Origin of the sequence: Streptomyces sp. NPDC088923, from assembly GCF_044749745.1 — a bacterium.
In the GTDB taxonomy this organism is placed as follows: Bacteria; Actinomycetota; Actinomycetes; order Streptomycetales; family Streptomycetaceae; genus Streptomyces.
In genome coordinates, this window is sequence record NZ_JBIVIO010000003.1 from 186770 (window position 1) to 203637 (window position 16868).

Below are 16868 nucleotides of genomic sequence, written 5' to 3' on the forward strand. Positions count from 1 at the left end.
CGTTGTTGCGGCTCGGCGCCCCGACCGGCCGGTAGCCTCGCGTGTGGCCGGGCCGGGCGGGGGCAAGCGGCCGGTGAGGGGGCCTGACGGACCGTACGAGGAGGCAGGGCATTGTTCGAAGCCGAGGACATCCGGGACTGGCGCGGCCATGACGTGGTGGACGCCGAGGGGCACAAGATCGGCAGCCTGGAGGCCGTTTACGTCGACACCACCACCGATCTGCCCGCCTTCGCGACCGTCGTGACCGGGCTGCCCACCAAGCGGAGGCTGAACTTCGTGCCGCTCGACGGTGCGACGGTCAAGCCCGGGGCGCTCAAGGTGCGTTACGACAAGAAGCGGGTCAAGGACGCGCCGTCGATCGACACCGACGGCGAACTCGTCGCGGAGGAGGAGCCGAAGCTCTTCGCTTACTACGACCTCAGTTACCAGCTCGGGCCCTCGGGAGCGCGGCGGCTCGGGCGGCGCTGAGACGCCGGGGCGGGCGCCGGTACGGGAGGTGGGCGGTGGCCGTCCGACCCGTACCGGCGCCGGACTGTCCCCTCGCGCGCGATGAGGTTAGCCTTGCCTAAGTTATCTGCCCGGCGGTGACTTCCGCGGCCGGGCGCGCGTACGGACCGGGGCCGGGGTCCCGGGGGCGGAGGGGTGCGGCGTGGGACACGGCTGGGAGGGCGCGGTGCTGCGGCTGCTGCGCGCCAGGGACTTCACCCTCACGGTGACCGCGAGCGAGCACCTCGCCCCGGACTACCTGCGCCTGCGCGTCACCGACGGCGGCCTGCTCGACGCGAGCGGCACGCTCCCCACCACCTGGGTCCGGCTCTGGTTCCGCCGCAACGGCCGCCCCCATCAGCGCGCCTACACCCTCGTCGACCCCGACCCGGCGAGCGGCACCTTCTCGCTCGACTTCGCCCTGCACCCCGGTACGGCCGCCGACTGGGCGCGCGCCGCGCGTCCTGGGGACACCATCGAGGCCACGGTGCACGGCACCCCGCTCACCCCGCCGCGCGAGCCCGCCCAGCTCCTCCTGATCGGCGACACGGCCGCGCTCCCCGCGCTCAACTCGCTCCTCGACGCCTACCCCGACACGTCGGCCACGGTGTGGTTCGAGACCCGCGGCCTCGGGGACGCGGACCTGCCGGTGCGCGTCCGTCCCGGGCCGCACACCCTGCTCCCCGTCCCGCGCGAACGCGCGGGCGAACGCCTCGTGGAGGAAGTACGGGCCACCCTGCCCGCACACCTCGGCGCACCCTCGGACGCCTGGGCCTGGATCGCCTGCGACACCTCGACGACGCGCGCCCTCGCCACTCACCTCCGCGCCGTCCTCCCCGCCCCGCGCCGCCAGGTCCACGCGCAGGGCTACTGGCGCCCCTGAACCCGCCACGCCGCCTCCTGGCCGAATTCATCGCCCGCAATGACTGAAAACCTTTTACTTCGGACGCTTGGGGCACCCAGTGCCGGGTAAGCGGTCAGAAGACCGCCTGCGGCCAATGTCGGCTGAGCCCGTTTCCGGGGGAGGCGATGTCGACGCGAAAAAGTGGAAGGGATCATTGTGCTGATTGCTCACCCTGTCGTGCTGCGCAAGCTGTTGGCCCGTTACGAAGCCCTGAGCGCCATTCAGGACCCCGGCGCGGAGACCCTCCGCGACCTCGACGACGTCACGTACACGCTCTGCGTCTCCACCGGCACCCGCGCGATCGACGCGGCACTCGGCGTCGCCCGCGAGCGGCTGGCCCGGGCCGCCGTCGAGGAGCGCACGGCATCCATGGCACTCCGTGCCAAGGAGTCGGCGCCCCGCCGGATCAGCGGCTCCGGCCCGACCCCCCTCGTCCCCGCCGGGTGACACGTCTGCGATCCTCACCGCGTGAGCCCGTCGCAGCCGGTGGCGGGCCGATGCACAGCCCCTGAGATGGCAGAGAGTCCTTCATTGTGTCTTCCCCCACCCCGATCTACCAGCAGCTCGTCGAGGAGCAGGGTGACGTTCTGAACGACACCCGGCAGACCGCCGACGCGCTTCGCAGGAAGGCGGAGCAGACCCTCGGCAGGCCGAGCGTCCCGGCCCCCGAGCCGCGACCGCGGCCCGTCGCCGCCCCGGCGCCCGGCGCACCGTCCGCGCCGCCCGCCGGGGCGACGTCCGCCCACCCGAGCCCCCCGCCAACGCGGCCGGGTGCCGCCGCACCGGACCAGTCCCCGAACGGCCCGGCCGCCCCGCCCGCGGCCCCCCGCCCACGCACCCTCGCCGACGCGCGGCCGAACGCCGGGGCCCAGGAGCAGGCCCCGGCACAGCCGCAGGCCGCGGCCCCGGTGCCCGCCCCCGAGCGGCCGGAGCCCGCGACGACGGAGTCCTGACCCCGCCCGTACGGGTGCCGACCGCGCCCGTACGGGTCCGGGGCGACCCGCGCGTCCCGCGCGCGCTCCGGCCCGTACGACCGGGCCTTCGGCCCGCACCACCCACGGCAGCACGTAGGGCCGGGGGCAGCCCTCACCCGGGCTGCCCCCGGCCCTACGCGCTGCCGCCCCAAGCCGTCCGCGCCCCGCGCTCTCCCTTTCCGCACCTCCCCTTTCACCACCCCCTTTTCAGCTCCCGCGCTCGGGGTACACCACTTCACGTACCGATGGGGAGTTCCCCAAGGGCTCCCAGTGACGGGGTGAGACCATGCACCACCTGAACCAGACCGGACAGGCGCTCGCGCCGCCCGGCCCCACCGCCCACGCCGGGCACCACTGCCGGCCCACGCACGCCGCCGAGGCGCGCGAGGCCGTACGGGTCTTCCTCGACGGACTGAACCCCGCCCTCGCGGCCCGTACCGCGCAACACCTCCTGCTGCTCGTCTCCGAGCTGGTCAGCAACGCGCTGCGGCACGCGGGCGCGGTCAGCGGGCTGTGGCTGCGCGCGACACCGGGCACGCTCACCGTCGAGGTGCGCGACCCGAGCGCCGAGCGCCCCACCCCCCGGACCCCGCGCCTGGACGGCACCACGGGCGGCTTCGGCTGGCCGATGGTCCGCGAGATCGCCGAGTCCGTGACCGTGCGGTCCGAGCCGGACGGCGGCAAGACGGTCACGGCGGTCCTGGCCCGCTGAGGCCTCCGCCCCACGCCGCCTCCACCTTCTGAACCGAGCAGTATGATTCTGCTTGTCTCGCAGAGGTCCGCCACATGGACGCCTGCTCTTAGGTGGGGGTGTGAAGTGGCCGAACGGCCCACGGGGCTCGAATCCTCGCTGCCGCGACCGCGTGCCGGGCACGCTGATCCCGGGTGGGAGCTCGACGTCACCCTGGTGCTGGTCGAGGACGACGCCGGTGACGCGCTGCTCGTCGAGGAGTACCTCGCCGACAGCGCCCTCAATCTCGGTCTCACGTGGTGCAAGACCCTCGCGGAGGCGCAGACGGTCCTCGCCCGCACCGCGGGACCGCTGTGCGTCCTGCTCGACCTGCACCTGCCCGACGTGCACGGCCTCGACGCCGTCCGCCGTGTCCTGACGGCCGCCCCGGACGCGGCGATCATCGTGCTCACCGGTCTCGCCGAGAGCGACATCGGCCTCGACGCGGTCGCGCTCGGCGCGCAGGACTACCTCGTCAAGAACCGCGTGGACCCCGAGACCCTCGGCCGCGCGGTCCGCTACGCCGTCCAGCGCAAGGTCGTCGAGCGCGCCTCGGCCGCGCTCCAGGTGAGCAGGCTGCGCGCCGAGGAGAACGCCCGCCTCGAACTCGGCCTCCTGCCCACCCCGCTGCTGCGCACCGTGCCCGCCGACTTCTCCGTCGTCTCGCGCTACGAGCCCGGCCGTGACCACGCGCTGCTGGGCGGTGACTTCTACGACGTCGTGCAGACCGCCGACGGCACCGTGCACGCCGTCGTCGGCGACGTCTCCGGCCACGGCGCGGCCGAGGCCGCGCTCGGTGTGTGCCTGCGCGTCGCCTGGCGCGCGGCGGTGCTCACCGGCTGCGTCGGCTCCGACCAGGCCCGGTTGCTCAACGAGATCCTGTGCGCCGAGCGCGCGGGCGAGCACGTCTTCGCCACCTACGTGAGCCTGCGCTTCGACCCCGACCGCCGCACCCTGCACACCGTGCGCGCCGGGCACCACGGCAGCCTCATCCGCACGCCGGGCGGCATCGAGTGGTACGAGCCGGAGGGCGGTATGGCCCTCGGGCTGCTCGGCCCCGACATGCCCACCTCGGCCTGGCCCGAAGCGGTGCTCGCCGTCGAGCCGGACACCGCCGTCGTCTCGTTCACGGACGGCCTCTTCGAAGGCCGCACCGGACCGGGAACACGTCTCGGCGAGTCCGGGCTCCTCGACCTCGCCCGCCGCCACAACGACCTGGCGGGTCCCGAATTCGTCCGCACCGTCGTCGAGAAGGTCTCCGCACTCGCCGCACCGGCGGGCGGACTCTCCGACGACCTCGCCGTCCTGCACCTCGCCTGGGAGAAGAAGTCATGACACAGGGCCACAGCGCACCCCCACGCGCGGGCCGCACCGGGCGCCTCTCGGTCCAGGGCTGGATGAACCTCGTCCTCGGCATCCTCGGCGTCCTCCTCGTGCTCGCCGCCGTCCTCGTGTCGGCGCAGATATCCCGTACCAACGACCGCACCTCCGACCTCGTCGACCGCATACAGCCGGCGCGCTCGGCCTCCTTCCGCCTCCAGAAGGCGCTGCTCGACCAGGAAACGGCGGTCCGCGGCTACGCCCTCACGGGCGACAAGACCTTCCTCGCCCCCTACACCCAGGGCCAGAAGGACGAGAAGCGCTACGGCGACGCCGCCGCCGACCTGCTCGCCGAGTACCCGAAGCCCACCGAGGACCTGAAGAACCTGCGCGCGGCGGCCGCCCGCTGGCGCGCGGGCACGGCCGCACCGGTCATCGACCGCGTCCGGGACGGCGCCGCGGTGCCCTCGGGCACGCTGGACTCCAGCAAGACCGAGTTCGACCACATCCGCGAGCTCTTCAGCGTGCAGATCGCGCACCTCGACGCGGTGCGCGACAAGGCGAACGACGAACTCGACGCGGCGAAGCGGCTGCGCGACGGCACGTTCCTCGGCATCCTCCTCGTCCTCGTCGTGGGCGGCGGCTTCCTCGCAGTCCTCCTGCGCCGCATCGTCGGGCGCCCGCTCACGAGCCTCGAACGCGATGCCCAGCTCGTGCGCGCGGGCGACTTCGAGCGGCCCATCGCCATCGACGGCCCCTCCGACGTACGGGCCCTCGGCCTCGCCGTCGAGGACATGCGCCGCAGAATCGTCGCGGAGCTGTCCGAGTCCCGCTCCCGCGAGGCGCTGCTCGCCGAGCGCACCGCCGAACTCGACGCCCAGACCGGCGAGCTCCAGCGCTCCAACGCCGAGCTGGAGCAGTTCGCCTACGTCGCCTCGCACGACCTCCAGGAGCCGCTGCGCAAGGTCGCCTCCTTCTGCCAGCTCCTGGAGAAGCGGTACGGGGAGCAGCTCGACGGGCGCGGCAAGCAGTACATCGACTTCGCCGTCGACGGCGCCAAGCGCATGCAGGTCCTCATCAACGACCTCCTCGCCTTCTCGCGGGTGGGACGCATGGGCGGCGACCTCGTCGAGATGCCGCTCGCCGAGACGCTGGAGCGGGCGCTGAGCGACCTGGAGGTGCCCATCGAGGAGGCGGGGGCCGTCGTGGAGACCGAGGGCGAGCTGCCCCGCGTGCTCGGCGACCGCACGACGCTCACCATGCTCTGGCAGAACCTGCTCGGCAACGCCGTCAAGTTCCGCCACCCCGAACGCACCCCGCACGTGCGCGTCACGAGCACCCGCGAGGGCGGCATGTGGCACTTCTCGGTGACCGACAACGGCATCGGGGTGCCGGAGGAGTTCGGCGAGAAGGTCTTCGTCATCTTCCAGCGGCTGCACAGCCGCGAGGAGTACGGCGGGACCGGCATCGGGCTCGCGCTCTGCCGCAAGATCGTCGAGCACCACGGCGGGCAGATCGGGCTCGACCACTCCGTCACCGAGGGCGCCCGAGTACGCTTCACCCTGCCGGCCCTGCCCGATTCGCCCGCGGCGGACGCGACCGCCGCCGAGATCCCCGGCCAGTCCCAGGAATCCCGGTCGCCGGAAACCCGGTCCCCGCAAGCCTCGTCCTCCGCCCCGCTTGGAGCCGCTCAGTGAACACGCCAGCCCAGCCCATCGAGGTCCTGCTCGTCGAGGACGACCCGGGCGACGAACTGATGACCCGCGAGGCGTTCGAGGACAACAAGATCCGCAACACCCTGCACGTCGTGCGCGACGGGCAGGAGGCACTCGACTTCCTCTACCGCCAGGGCGAGCACGCCGACGCCCCCCGCCCCGACCTGATCCTCCTCGACCTCAACCTGCCCAAGTACGACGGCCGGCAGGTCCTGGAGCGCATCAAGGGCGACGACAACCTGGCCCACATCCCGGTCGTGGTGCTCACGACGTCCTCCGCCGAGGAGGACATCCTGCGCAGCTACCGCCTGCACGCCAACGCCTACGTCACCAAGCCGGTGGACCTCGACCAGTTCATCGCCGCGGTCCGGCAGATCGACGACTTCTTCGTGACGGTGGTCAGGCTGCCGCGCGCGGCGACGTCCTGAACGGGGGACAGGCGGAGGTGCGGCGGGACTGAACCCGGGGCCGCCCGCCGCCCCGCCGGGTGCCATCACAGCGGATTCGGTGCCCCCAGCGGGTTCGTGCAGAAGCCGCCGCCGACGTGGGCCGCCTCCTCGGGCGGGGGCTCGGGGGCCTCGCGCAGGAGGTCCGCGTACGCCTCGGCGTCGTCCTCCGGCTCGTAGCCGAGCGCCCGCGCCTCCGCGAGCGAGTAGACGCGGCGCGTGTTGTCCGAGACGCCCCACACGAGCCGATAGCCCGGCGAAGGGGCGCTCAGGCAGGCTTCGAAGAGGCGGGCGCAGTCGTCGGGCGAGAGCCAGGTGACGAGGCCGCGCGGGCCGAGCGGCAGCGGCGTCTCGAAGCAGGAGCCGATGCGCAGCGCGAGCACGTCCATGCCGAACCGCGAGTGGTAGAGGCTGCCGAGCGCCTCGATCGCCGCCTTGCTGACGCCGTAGTACGAGTCCGGGCGGGGCGTGGAGTCGGCGGGCAGCCCCTCGGGCCCCGCCTCGTCGACGCGACGGAAGCCCACCGCGTGGTTGCTCGAAGCGAGCAGCACCCGCGTGACGCCGGCCTGCCGGGCCGCGTCCAGGACGACCTGCGTGCCGTGGACGTTCGTCGCGAGCACCGCCTCCCAGGAGTTCTCGCGGCTCAGCCCGCCGAGGTGGATGAGCGCGTCCACGTCCGCGCACGCCTCGGCCATCACCTCCGGTTCGGTCACCGAGCCTGTGACGATCTCCACGTTCTCGCCCTCGGCGGCCGGCTCCTGCGGCGCGAGGTCCAGGAGCCGCAGCACCCGCCCGGGGCGGCGCAGCCGCCCCCGCATCAACTGCCCGACCCCGCCCGCGGCGCCGGTGATCAACAGCCGCTGTGCTCCCACGCATGTGCTCCTTCGTGACGGCCCCCGGCGGGGGCGACGATGACTTCCCCGCGGCGGCGGGGGAGCGCTCAGCGAATCCCCGCCCGCCGCAGCTCGCGCCCGAGCCGCGCGGTGACCTCCACGAGGAGCTCGCCGATCTCCCGTACCCCCGCGTCGTCGATCTGGTCCACGGGCAGCGAGCAGCTGATCGCGTCGCTCGCCGGGATGCGGTAGGGGACGACGGCGGCGACGCAGCGGATGCCCGGCGTGCCCTCCTCGCGCTCGGTCGCGTACCCCAGCTCCCTCGCCCGTTCGCACTCGCCGCGCAGCCCCTCGCGGCTCACGACGGTGTGCGCGGTGAGCGCGGTGAGCGTCGAGGGAAGGAGCGCGTCGACCTCCGCGGGGGTCAGCTCGGCGAGCAGTGCCTTGCCGAGCGCCGTCGCGTGCACGGGCAGTGAACGGCCCACGCGCGAGATGAGGTGCGTGGAGCGCTTCGCCTCCCGGGTCTCCAGGTAGACGATCTGGTCGCCGCTGCGCCGCGCGTAGTGCGCGGTGAACCCGGTGCGCTCCCTGATCAGCTCCAGGGCCTCGGTCGCGAAGGGCATCGCGGCATCGCGGTCGAGGTACGCGGTCCCGCAGACGAGGGCGCGGATGCCGAGGCGGTAGCGGGCGGCGCCCGCGTCCTGCTCCAGCCAGCCCACGTCGAGGAGCGTGCGGAGCAGCCCGTGGAGGCTGGAGCGCGGGAAGCCGGTGAGCGTGTGGAGCTCGGCGAGGGTGAGCCAGGTGTCGTGCGCGGCGAAGGTCTCCATGAGGTCCAGCGCCCTCCTGGCCGACTTCACCCCCGTCCCACCGGCGGCGCGCTCCTCCTCGTCCGCGACGGGCTCGTCCCCCTGTCCCGCCTCCGCCGCCCGCGCCCGCGTCATCCGTGCCGTCTGTGCGGCCTCCTGTGTGCCCGGTGTCGCCACGCGTTTCAAGTCCCCTCTGTTCCAGCGGAGTTGCTCGTCCCGGAGCCGTCCGCGCACATGCGTTCCAGCCGTCCCTGTCCGCTCCGTTGACTTGTGACGGAGGTCATATTAGCTTCCGTCGCATTCATGGAGATGGACAGATTCCAGTACAGCATACGCGTTCATGTTCGTGAACGCTTCGCGGAATGACGGACGCTGAAAGGAAGTCATCGATGCATGCGTTCGACTGGACGGTCATGTGCGCGTACTTCGGGCTCATGGTCCTGATCGGCTGGTGGTCGCACCGCAGGGTCGGCGACGTGAAGGACTTCTTCACCGCCGGGGGCCGGATGCCGTGGTGGCTCGCCGGGATCTCGCACCACATGTCCGGCTACAGCGCGGTGCTCTTCGTCGCCTACGCGGGGGTCGCCTACACGACGGGGATCACCGTCTACTTCTGGGCCTTCGCCTCGATCGGGATCGGCGTCGGCATCGGCAGCTGGCTCTTCGCCGGCCGCTGGAACCGGCTGCGCTCCAGGCTCGGTGTCGCCTCGCCGCTCGAATACCTCGCCCGCCGCTACAACATCGCGACGCAGCAGGCCCTCGCCTGGAGCGGCAGCCTCCTCAAGATCGCCGACATCGCGGCCAAATGGTTCGCCATCGCGACCCTGCTCCACGTCTTCGCCGGGATCGACTACAACGTCGGCATCCTCGTCACCGGCGTCATCACGCTCGCCTACTGCACGATCGGCGGCCTGTGGGCCGATGCCCTCACCGAGCTGGGACAGTTCATCATCCAGGGGGCCGCCGCGGTCGTCATGATCGTCGTCGTGCTCGACAAGCTCGGCGGGATCTCTGCGGTGTGGACGATGTGGGGCGATCTGCCCAGCGACCATCTGCACCCGACGACCTCGACGTACACGACGGTCTTCCTGCTCGTCTACGTCCTGGTCAAGACGCTGGAGTACAACGGCGGCATGTGGAACCTCGCCCAGCGCTACATGGCGGCGCCGAGCGCGAGCGAGGCCCGGCGCGGCGCCAGGCTCTCGGCCACGCTCTACCTCGTCTGGCCGATCGTGCTCATGTTCCCGATGTTCGCCGCGCCGCTGCTCATCCCCGGCCTCGACAACCCCAACGACTCCTACGCCGTCATGGCCACGACGTTCCTGCCGCACGGACTCATCGGCCTCGTACTCGCCGGGATCTTCTCGCACACGATGGCGATGGTCTCCTCCGACGCCAACGCGATCTCGGCGGTCATCACACGCGACATGATCCCCGTGCTCTCGGCGCGCGCCCGCCGCTGGACGCAGGCGCAGGGCCTGAAGGCGGCCCGTGTCACGACGGTCGTCTTCGTCCTGCTGACGATGGCGGTCGCGACGCAGGCCGAGAACCTCGGCGGCGTCCTCCAGATCGTCGTGAACTGGGTCGCCGCGCTCATGGGCCCGATATCCGTCCCGCTGCTGCTCGGCATGCTGCCGCGCTTCCGTACCTGCGGACCACGCGCGGCGCTCGTCTCCTGGGCGGGCGGCCTGCTCGCGTACGCGCTCGTCTATTACGTCTTCGACACCTCGCAGACGTGGCTCGTCGCGACCCCTGTCCTCGTCTCGCTGGCCCTTTACACGGGACTCGGCTTCCTGCTCCCCGAACCCTCCGAGGCGACGGAGGATGTCCTCGCCCGGCTCGCCGACACCGGGGACGACCCGTCAGGGCCGCCGCGCGAAAGCGAGGAGAGTCCGGTACGGGCCTGAGCGCCCTCCCGGCGCGAAGCGGCGCGGGCCGGGGCGCGGCCGACGCGCCGTTCCTCCGGTACGGGGCTCAGTGCCGCCCCGTACCGGAGGAACGCAGCCGGGACCGGTGGCCGCGGTGCAGCGAGGCCCGCTCGTGCTCGTCGAGTCCGCCCCACACCCCCGACCGCTGCTTGCTCTCCAGCGCGTACTCCAGGCACTGCGCGCGCACCGGGCACCCGGCGCACACCCGCTTCGCCTCCTCGCGCTGCACGGCCCCCGGCCCCTCGCTGCTCACGGGGAAGAAGAGCTCGGGATCGGTGTCCGCGCAGGCGGCACGGCGCATCCACTCCATGGGAAATCACCCCTTGTATCGGAAACGTTCCGATGCGGGTGACCGGCCCTCCCGCTCCCAAACCCCGCCGCGCACCCTTCACCGCGCCCGCCGCACACCCTTCACGGGAGCCACGCGGGACCTTCGCGGGACGGGCGGCGAAGGGGGAGCGGGGCAGCGGGGGTGCGGGGCCGTGAGCTACCGGCAAGGACCGCCTCTGCCTGGCTCTCAGCCCTCGTCCCCCTCGATCTCCTCCGGCACCGTGTCCTCGGGCAGCCCGTAGTAGGCGTACAGGGCGCTCTCCTCGGCCGCGTCGATGTGGTCCTCCGCGTCGCCGGGACGCGGTGCCTCCCGTACGAGTTCCTTCGGCCACGGGACGGTGATGCGGCGGCCCTCGCGGACCGCGCCCGCGAGCGGCACGAAGTGCTCGCGCAGCCCGAGCAGCCCCGTGCGGACCGTGACCCACTCGGGACGCCCCGTGCGGTCGTCCAGGTAGACCTCGTCCACGCCGCCGATCTTCTCGCCGTCGTCGGCGTAGACATCGAGACCGTCCAGCTCACCCGGCGGGCCCAGCCGCTTGCTCTTCGTCACCGTGACCACCTCCTCGGCGTGCGGTGTCCCCCCTCCATGGCGCACCCCGCGCGCCACCGGGGCAACCGGAGGAGCCGGGGACGTGCGAAGCTCTCGCCCATGACGACCGACAGCACGCACACGGTGGAGTGGACGGCGGGCGAGTGGCTCAACCGGCCGCCCGCGCTCCGCGGGGACGAGGAGGACGGGGCGCTGCTCGTCACGGCGGCCGAGGGCAGCGACTTCTGGCGCACGACGTCCTACGGCTTCGTCCGGGACACGGGCCACGCCCTTCTCGCGCCCTTCGCCCGTGACAGCGCCGTGGAAGTGACCTTCCGCGCCGACCTCCCCGAGTTGTACGACCAGGCGGGCGTCCTCGTCCGGGTCGCCCCCGAGACCTGGGTCAAGGCGGGCGTCGAGACGAGCGACGGCGTCCCGCACCTCGGCGCCGTCGTCACCCACGGCACCTCCGACTGGTCCCTCGCCCCCGTCCCCGAGTGGGCCGGCCAGGACGTCACCATCCGGGTGAGCCGCACGGGCGACGCCCTCACGGTCCGCGCACGGACGGCCACGAGCCCGTGGCGCATGGTCCGCCTCGCCCACCTCGCCCCGGAGGCGGAGGCGACGGCGGGGCCGTTCTGCTGCTCCCCGGAGCGCGCCGGGCTGACCGTCAGGTTCACCCGCTTCACGACGGGCCCGGCGGACCGGGGGCTGCACGAAGGGGTGTGAGCGGGGGAGGGGGCGCGGCTCCGTGGGGGGTGGCGTCGCGGGTCGCGGGGGGGGGGCGACCTCTCAACGGCTGACTTCCTGGGGACGGCCTGTCCGGGGACGGTCTCCCCGGGGACGGCCCGGCTCGTGCGCCTCGGGTGTCAGGCTCCGTCCCTCCCGCCCGCTTCCGCCCGCGCCTTCCTTCCCCTTGCCGCGCCGCCGCGCTGACTCGGCAGGCGGGGTCCGCGCCCGCCGAGGCGGGTCAGGCTGGTCCTGGCGCGCGTCAGCAGGGGGTGGCGTTCGCGTTGTTCGCGGGCGTTGCGGTCGAGTTCGTCCAGGAGCCGCTGCGAGCGCTGTTCCAGGTCGAGTTCGGCCAGTATCCGGTCGACCTCGGTCAGGAGTGCCCCGTACAGGTACCAGTGGCCGTCCTCCGTGCGGGCGCTCTCGCGCAGCAGCGTGCCGACGCGGGCGCGTTCGCGGCGGGCGGCGTGGAGTTCGGCGGCGAGCCGGTCCTCGGCGGCCTCCGCGCTCTCGCTCACCGGGTGCGTCACGAGCACGGAGAAGCTCACGATCGCGTCGGCCACCTGCGCGAGCAGGTTCTCCACGGCCCGCGCGGCCTTCGGCTCGAAGAGCGCGGCGGTGTCCTCGGACTCCCGCACCCGCGCCAGGTCCGTGAACGTGCGCGCGAGCACCCGCAGGACCACGGTGCAGATCTCCAGCGTGTCGAGTCCCGTGCGCAGCACGACCCGGTTGAGGAGCCCCTCGCGCACGCGCGGGTTGAACCGGAGGCTCTCCTCGGCCTGTCGCAGCGCCGCGTCCACCTCCGCGATGTCCCTGTCCAGGTCGCGTGCCTCCTGGAGCGTGGCCCGCGCCTCGCGCACGTCGCTGCTGCTCAGTTCCTCGCCGATCCGCAGCAGGAGCCGCCGCATCCGGCGGGCCAGGTCCTCCAGCGCGTCCCCCGCCGTCCCGGTCCACACCGGCGGCGCCAGCACGACGTTGACGAGCAGTCCCACCGCCGCGCCGATCACCGTTTCGAGCACCCGGTCCCAGGCCGTGTCCGTGACCCGGCTGACGCCGAGGACGAGCATCGCGCTGATCGCCACCTCCGGCACGAACTCGCTGACCCGTACGAGGTGCCCTACGACGAGCGCCGCGAGGATGAGCAGCCCGAGGCTCCACCACGTCAGCCCCACGAGCGCGCTGAATCCGATCGCGACGAGCACCCCCGCGATGACCGCGTTGACGCGGCGGACACCGGTGGTGAGGGTCGCGTAGAGCGTCACCTGCACGGTGAGGAGCGCGGTGAGCGGGGCGGTGAGCGGGGCCGGGGTGTCACTCACGTGCTGCGCGACGACGTACGCGAGCGTCGCCGCCCCGGCGGCCCGTACGGAGCGGACCACCGTTGCCTCGCGCCGCACCCGTCCCCACAGGTGCGCCACGCGCTGCGGCGCGCTGCCCTCCCCGCGCAGCCGCCGCCACGACGCCCCCAGCTCTCCCCTGAGCTTCGCCCTCTGTTGATCAAGCACGCCGGTTTCCTTCCCCTGTTCCGACCTGCGCAGCCCTGTGACGGCGGGTTTCTTGCGGTGCGCGCGGGATCGATCCCCCGCTGGATGAGGAGGGCCGCATTCATGCATTGGACGCATTGGATGCGTCATGCATACATTTTTGGGGTGACCTCGTCCCCCGCCGAAGACCCCTCCGCCACGGGCTCCTCAGCCCCCGGTCCCCGCACTCACGTCGCCCCGCTCGCGCTCCCGCCGCCCCACCGCGCGGGAACCCCCGCCTTCCGGCGCGCGTCGGGTGCCCTCTTCGCCGCCGGGCTCGGCACCTTCATGACGCTCTACTGCGTCCAGGCGCTCCTGCCGTCCCTCGCGCACGACCTCGACCTCTCCCCGGCGGGTGCCTCGCTCAGCGTCTCCGTCGCGACGCTCGCGATGGCCATCGGCGTCATCCCGCTCACCGCGCTCTCCGACGCCTGGAACCGCACCACGATGATGTCGCTCGCGCTCGGCGCGGCGGCCGTCTTCGGCGTCGCCTCGGCCTTCGCCCCGAACTTCCCCGCCCTCCTTGTCCTGCGCCTGCTCCAGGGCCTCGCGCTCGCCGGGCTCCAGGCCACCGCGATGTCGTACCTCTCCGAGGAGGTGCACCCCGGCTCGCTCGGTGGCGCGATGGGCCTGTACGTGGCGGGCAACGGCATCGGCGGCATGCTCGGCCGGCTCGCCGCCGACGGCGTCCTCCAGATCACCCACTCCTGGCGCTGGTCGATCGGCGCGGTCGGTGTCATCGCCGCCGTGTGCGCCCTCGTCTTCCGCCTCACCATCCCGCCCTCGGTCCGCTTCGTCCCCAAGGGCGCGTCCCCCCGCGCCCTCGCGCGTGGCGTCGTGCGGGCCCTGCCCGACAGCGGGCTCCTGCGCCTCTATCTCATCGGCTTCGTCGCGATGGCCGCCTTCGTCACCGTCTACAACTACCTCGGCTTCCGCCTCATCGCCCCGCCCTTCTCGCTCTCCGAGGGCACCGCGGGACTGCTCTTCATCACCTACGTCTCCGGCTCCTTCTCCTCCGCGCTCGCGGGCCGCCTCGTCGACCGCCTGAGCCGTCGCCTCGTCCTCGTGCCCGCGCTGCTCGTCACCCTCGGCGGCCTCGCGCTCATGCTGATACCGAGCCTCGGGGGCGTGATCCCCGGGCTCGTCGTCTTCACCATGGGCTTCTTCGCGGCGCACGCCGTCGCGAGCGGCTGGGTCGGGGCCCGCTCGAAGGTCATCGGCGTGCAGGGCGCGGCCGTCTACCTGTTCTTCTACTACGTGGGCAGCGCGCTCGGCGGCTCGGCGGGCGGCACCGTCTACGGCCACGGCCACTGGAGCGCGCTCACCCTCTACACCGGCGTTCTCGTCCTCGTGGGACTGCTCAGCGCGCTGAGCCTGGGCCGGCCGCGGAACGCGGGCGGGGGAACAGGAACCGCGGCGGCCTCGGGCGGGAAGCGTCCCGCGACCACGGTGGAGTTGCCGGCCGCCGCGCCCCGTACTCCCTGAACGCCTCCCGAGCCGGTGCGCTCACCCCGCGACACCTCTCGTGTTGCGGGGGTCACCCTTTCGGGCCAGATTGGCACTGACCCTCAGAACGTCAGCGCTCACCCCCCGTGTACGGGGGCAGGGGTGTGGGCTTCGGGTAAGGAGCCAAGAGTCATGGCTGGTGTGGTCAACCGCCGCTACCACCTCGCGTGCGAACCCACGCGGGAGCGGCTTTCCCAGATGCGGCGCATCGCCGCCGCCCACCTGCGCCACTGGGGCCTGGACCTCCAGGTCGCCCCCGTGTGCGCGGCCCTGGACGAACTGCTGCGCAATGTCGCGGAGCACGCCGAGGCGCGCGACGGGCGGTGCGCGCTCGACATGCGCTGGAGCGGCAGGCAGCTCACCGTCTCCGTCTCCGACGGTGACCCGCGGCTGCCCCGGCTGCACTCCGCGAGCACGGGCGGCCTCGGCCGGGTCGCCGCGCTGAGCGACAGCTGGGGCACGTGCGCCACCGAGGACGGCGGCAAGACCATCTGGTTCACACGCAGGGTCGCCGACGCCCAGCGCGTGCCCCTGCCGCAGGCCGTCCCCGACGCGCTCGCCCCGGAGGCGCAGCCGCTGCCCGTGCCCCTGCCGCTCCCGCAGGAGGGCGATCCCGTCCCGGCCGAGCGGCCGCTGCGGACCGGGGCCGAGGCGCGGTGAGCGCCGTGGACGGCGTACGGACACCGGTCTGGCCCGCCGGAGCGGTGCGCCGCACCGGCGCGAGCCGCCCCGCGAGGCCGGTACGGCCCGTACGCGCACAGCAGCCCGCGCCCGCGCCCGCCGAACCCACACCGCTGCGCCCCGAGCGCCGTGCCGTGGCGCGTGTGCTCGACCGTTACCGGGCCTGGGAACGGCTCACGCTCGACCACCCCGCGAACGGCACGGTGCGCCGCCGCTTCGAGGCGACCGCCTACACGCTGTGCGTGCTCATGGCGCGCCGTACGAGCCGCGAGGCGGCCCACGCGGCCGAGCACTACCTCGGCGACACTCGCCGCAGGGGCCGCGCCATCGCACCGCCCGAGCCGGACCGCCCCGAGCCGGTGCCCCCGGGCCGCCCCCTGCGGCCCGTCGTGCCACGCGACGCGGTACCGGTGGGCTGACCGCCCGCCCCACGGCCCCGCCCCGTACCCGCACGGGGGCGGGGCCGTGCCGCGCGCGCCGCCCTCAAACGGCGGACCCCGGTGGAGAGCTCAAGCGGCGGACCCGAGCCGCGAGGCCGGGCCGCGGACTCAAGCGGCGGAGGAACCGGCGTACCCGCCGTGGTCACGCGGAGCGCTCTTCGCGACGTGGAGCGCGCGGAGCACCTCCGGCAGCACCTCCCCGAGCATCACGGGCTCCCCCGCCGTGTCCCGCCCGGCCGTCACCTCCCCGGCCCCGTGTCCCCGTACCGCCGTCGTCGCCGTCCCGCTCATCCCGGTCACCCCAGTCCCGTGGGTGCAGTGCCTACGTGCCGGGCATCCTCGCACCGGGGTCTGACAACGGGGTGTCGGTACGGGAAGGGGCGGGCGAGGTCCGGGGGCTCAGCGCCGTTCCAGCGCGCCCCGGACGAACGCCGCCTGTCCGGCGTGCTGGAGGCAGTCCGAGAGGACGCTCACCAGGCGGACGCCGAGCGTGACCGGGGGCGACCAGTTCTCGTCGACCACGCGGTCGAAGTCGTCGTCCGAGAGCCCGGAGACATACGCGAGGGACCGTTCCAGCACCGCGTCGAAGTAGCCCAGCAGCGGGCCCGGCTCGCTCACCCGCACCCGGCCGACCTCCGCCGCGCTCATCCCGTAGCCCGTCGCCCCGTCGGGGAACGGCAGCCCGAGCCGCTTCGCCCACCCGGAGCCGGTCCACACCTGCTCCTCACCCGCGGCATCCGCGATGTGGTCGTCCTGCACCCGGCTCAGGTGCCACACGAGCCACGCGATGGAGTTCGCCTCCGGATCGAGCCGTTCGCCGAGTTGCTCGCCCGTCAGGCCCTCGACCGCCGCGTGCACCTCCTCCGAGATCCGTCCGAACCCTTCACTGAGCAGCTCCGCACCACGCATCGCGCGCACCACCTCTCGTCGGCACCGGCCCCGGGACACCCCCGGGCCGCCTCCCCCACCATGCCGCCTGCCCCCCGCC

General features: G+C 73.3%; 20 protein-coding genes. 13 read left to right on the forward strand and 7 right to left on the reverse strand.

Annotated elements, in window-relative coordinates; all coding sequences use genetic code 11:
* Nucleotides 1-111 precede the first annotated feature (111 nt).
* From ACIP4O_RS16335 to ACIP4O_RS16370, 8 genes are all read left to right on the forward strand, one after another.
* Nucleotides 112-468 (forward strand): PRC-barrel domain-containing protein, encoded by a 357-nt coding sequence (locus tag ACIP4O_RS16335; RefSeq protein WP_164290248.1) that lies wholly within the window; start codon nucleotides 112-114, stop codon nucleotides 466-468.
* Between the two features lie 181 nt (nucleotides 469-649).
* Nucleotides 650-1369, forward strand: a complete 720-nt coding sequence (locus tag ACIP4O_RS16340; protein WP_401575110.1) for a siderophore-interacting protein — start codon at nucleotides 650-652, stop codon at nucleotides 1367-1369.
* 177 nt (nucleotides 1370-1546) lie between these two features.
* Nucleotides 1547-1837 (forward strand): DUF5133 domain-containing protein, encoded by a 291-nt coding sequence (locus ACIP4O_RS16345; protein WP_361333890.1) that lies wholly within the window; start codon nucleotides 1547-1549, stop codon nucleotides 1835-1837.
* Nucleotides 1838-1923: 86 nt separating this feature from the next.
* The gene (locus ACIP4O_RS16350) at nucleotides 1924-2343 is read left to right on the forward strand and encodes a hypothetical protein (protein ID WP_401575111.1); all 420 of its coding nucleotides are present in this window, start codon (nucleotides 1924-1926) and stop codon (nucleotides 2341-2343) included.
* A gap of 307 nt (nucleotides 2344-2650) precedes the next feature.
* Nucleotides 2651-3076 carry an ATP-binding protein gene (locus tag ACIP4O_RS16355; RefSeq protein WP_401575112.1) on the forward strand — a complete coding sequence of 142 codons (426 nt, stop codon included), beginning with the start codon at nucleotides 2651-2653 and terminating at the stop codon, nucleotides 3074-3076.
* Nucleotides 3077-3118: 42 nt separating this feature from the next.
* The gene (locus ACIP4O_RS16360) at nucleotides 3119-4429 is read left to right on the forward strand and encodes a PP2C family protein-serine/threonine phosphatase (RefSeq protein WP_401575113.1); all 1311 of its coding nucleotides are present in this window, start codon (nucleotides 3119-3121) and stop codon (nucleotides 4427-4429) included.
* Entirely contained in the window at nucleotides 4426-6111 is a 1686-nt protein-coding gene (locus tag ACIP4O_RS16365) for a CHASE3 domain-containing protein (RefSeq protein WP_401575114.1), read from the forward strand. The genes ACIP4O_RS16360 and ACIP4O_RS16365 overlap by 4 nt, the downstream gene beginning before the upstream one ends.
* The gene (locus tag ACIP4O_RS16370; RefSeq protein ID WP_164283376.1) at nucleotides 6108-6557 is read left to right on the forward strand and encodes a response regulator; all 450 of its coding nucleotides are present in this window, start codon (nucleotides 6108-6110) and stop codon (nucleotides 6555-6557) included. The genes ACIP4O_RS16365 and ACIP4O_RS16370 overlap by 4 nt, the downstream gene beginning before the upstream one ends.
* A gap of 65 nt (nucleotides 6558-6622) precedes the next feature.
* Here the strand turns inward: ACIP4O_RS16370 and ACIP4O_RS16375 are convergent, their stop codons facing one another.
* Together ACIP4O_RS16375 and ACIP4O_RS16380 are read right to left on the reverse strand one after the other, a co-directional pair.
* Complete coding sequence (locus tag ACIP4O_RS16375; protein ID WP_401575115.1) at nucleotides 6623-7447, reverse strand: NAD-dependent epimerase/dehydratase family protein; 825 nt, start codon at nucleotides 7445-7447, stop codon at nucleotides 6623-6625.
* Nucleotides 7448-7515: 68 nt separating this feature from the next.
* Nucleotides 7516-8391 carry an IclR family transcriptional regulator gene (locus ACIP4O_RS16380; protein WP_401575116.1) on the reverse strand — a complete coding sequence of 292 codons (876 nt, stop codon included), beginning with the start codon at nucleotides 8389-8391 and terminating at the stop codon, nucleotides 7516-7518.
* A gap of 212 nt (nucleotides 8392-8603) precedes the next feature.
* Here ACIP4O_RS16380 and ACIP4O_RS16385 point away from each other — a divergent pair, with 212 nt between their 5' ends.
* Complete coding sequence (locus ACIP4O_RS16385; RefSeq protein ID WP_401575118.1) at nucleotides 8604-10121, forward strand: sodium:solute symporter family protein; 1518 nt, start codon at nucleotides 8604-8606, stop codon at nucleotides 10119-10121.
* Between the two features lie 67 nt (nucleotides 10122-10188).
* Here the strand turns inward: ACIP4O_RS16385 and ACIP4O_RS16390 are convergent, their stop codons facing one another.
* Nucleotides 10189-10452: a WhiB family transcriptional regulator gene (locus ACIP4O_RS16390; protein ID WP_401575119.1), complete on the reverse strand. Its 264-nt coding sequence runs from the start codon at nucleotides 10450-10452 to the stop codon at nucleotides 10189-10191.
* A gap of 207 nt (nucleotides 10453-10659) precedes the next feature.
* A complete protein-coding gene (locus ACIP4O_RS16395) occupies nucleotides 10660-11022 on the reverse strand; it encodes a PRC-barrel domain-containing protein (RefSeq protein ID WP_401575120.1) in 363 nt (120 codons plus the stop codon).
* A gap of 99 nt (nucleotides 11023-11121) precedes the next feature.
* Between ACIP4O_RS16395 and ACIP4O_RS16400 the strand changes: the two genes are divergently transcribed.
* Nucleotides 11122-11730 carry a DUF1349 domain-containing protein gene (locus ACIP4O_RS16400; protein ID WP_401575121.1) on the forward strand — a complete coding sequence of 203 codons (609 nt, stop codon included), beginning with the start codon at nucleotides 11122-11124 and terminating at the stop codon, nucleotides 11728-11730.
* Between the two features lie 140 nt (nucleotides 11731-11870).
* Here ACIP4O_RS16400 and ACIP4O_RS16405 read toward each other — a convergent pair whose 3' ends face one another.
* The gene (locus ACIP4O_RS16405) at nucleotides 11871-13235 is read right to left on the reverse strand and encodes an aromatic acid exporter family protein (RefSeq protein WP_401575122.1); all 1365 of its coding nucleotides are present in this window, start codon (nucleotides 13233-13235) and stop codon (nucleotides 11871-11873) included.
* 144 nt (nucleotides 13236-13379) lie between these two features.
* Here ACIP4O_RS16405 and ACIP4O_RS16410 point away from each other — a divergent pair, with 144 nt between their 5' ends.
* From ACIP4O_RS16410 to ACIP4O_RS16420, 3 genes are all read left to right on the forward strand, one after another.
* Nucleotides 13380-14738 (forward strand): MFS transporter, encoded by a 1359-nt coding sequence (locus ACIP4O_RS16410; RefSeq protein ID WP_401575123.1) that lies wholly within the window; start codon nucleotides 13380-13382, stop codon nucleotides 14736-14738.
* Between the two features lie 153 nt (nucleotides 14739-14891).
* The gene (locus ACIP4O_RS16415; RefSeq protein WP_401575124.1) at nucleotides 14892-15419 is read left to right on the forward strand and encodes an ATP-binding protein; all 528 of its coding nucleotides are present in this window, start codon (nucleotides 14892-14894) and stop codon (nucleotides 15417-15419) included.
* Nucleotides 15416-15859, forward strand: a complete 444-nt coding sequence (locus ACIP4O_RS16420) for a DUF5133 domain-containing protein (RefSeq protein ID WP_401575125.1) — start codon at nucleotides 15416-15418, stop codon at nucleotides 15857-15859. The genes ACIP4O_RS16415 and ACIP4O_RS16420 overlap by 4 nt, the downstream gene beginning before the upstream one ends.
* 129 nt (nucleotides 15860-15988) lie before the next feature.
* On the opposite strand, the gene ACIP4O_RS16425 is transcribed toward ACIP4O_RS16420, so the two are convergent.
* Both ACIP4O_RS16425 and ACIP4O_RS16430 read right to left on the reverse strand, forming a co-directional pair.
* Nucleotides 15989-16171 carry a hypothetical protein gene (locus tag ACIP4O_RS16425; protein ID WP_361335290.1) on the reverse strand — a complete coding sequence of 61 codons (183 nt, stop codon included), beginning with the start codon at nucleotides 16169-16171 and terminating at the stop codon, nucleotides 15989-15991.
* A 108-nt stretch (nucleotides 16172-16279) separates the two neighbouring features.
* The gene (locus ACIP4O_RS16430; protein ID WP_361335293.1) at nucleotides 16280-16789 is read right to left on the reverse strand and encodes a DUF664 domain-containing protein; all 510 of its coding nucleotides are present in this window, start codon (nucleotides 16787-16789) and stop codon (nucleotides 16280-16282) included.
* Between the last annotated feature and the right edge of the window lie 79 nt (nucleotides 16790-16868).

Excerpts from the sequence above, each read along its gene's own strand:
- ACIP4O_RS16355 (WP_401575112.1), top strand. The coding sequence starts at position 2,651 with ATGCACCACCTGAACCAGACCGGACAGGCGCTCGCGCCGCCCGGCCCC.
- ACIP4O_RS16360 (WP_401575113.1), top strand. The coding sequence starts at position 3,119 with ATGATTCTGCTTGTCTCGCAGAGGTCCGCCACATGGACGCCTGCTCTT.
- ACIP4O_RS16365 (WP_401575114.1), top strand. The coding sequence starts at position 4,426 with ATGACACAGGGCCACAGCGCACCCCCACGCGCGGGCCGCACCGGGCGC.
- ACIP4O_RS16385 (WP_401575118.1), top strand. The coding sequence starts at position 8,604 with ATGCATGCGTTCGACTGGACGGTCATGTGCGCGTACTTCGGGCTCATG.
- ACIP4O_RS16390 (WP_401575119.1), bottom strand. The coding sequence starts at position 10,452 with ATGGAGTGGATGCGCCGTGCCGCCTGCGCGGACACCGATCCCGAGCTC.
- ACIP4O_RS16400 (WP_401575121.1), top strand. The coding sequence starts at position 11,122 with ATGACGACCGACAGCACGCACACGGTGGAGTGGACGGCGGGCGAGTGG.
- ACIP4O_RS16415 (WP_401575124.1), top strand. The coding sequence starts at position 14,892 with ATGGCTGGTGTGGTCAACCGCCGCTACCACCTCGCGTGCGAACCCACG.
- ACIP4O_RS16425 (WP_361335290.1), bottom strand. The coding sequence starts at position 16,171 with ATGAGCGGGACGGCGACGACGGCGGTACGGGGACACGGGGCCGGGGAG.
- ACIP4O_RS16430 (WP_361335293.1), bottom strand. The coding sequence starts at position 16,789 with ATGCGTGGTGCGGAGCTGCTCAGTGAAGGGTTCGGACGGATCTCGGAG.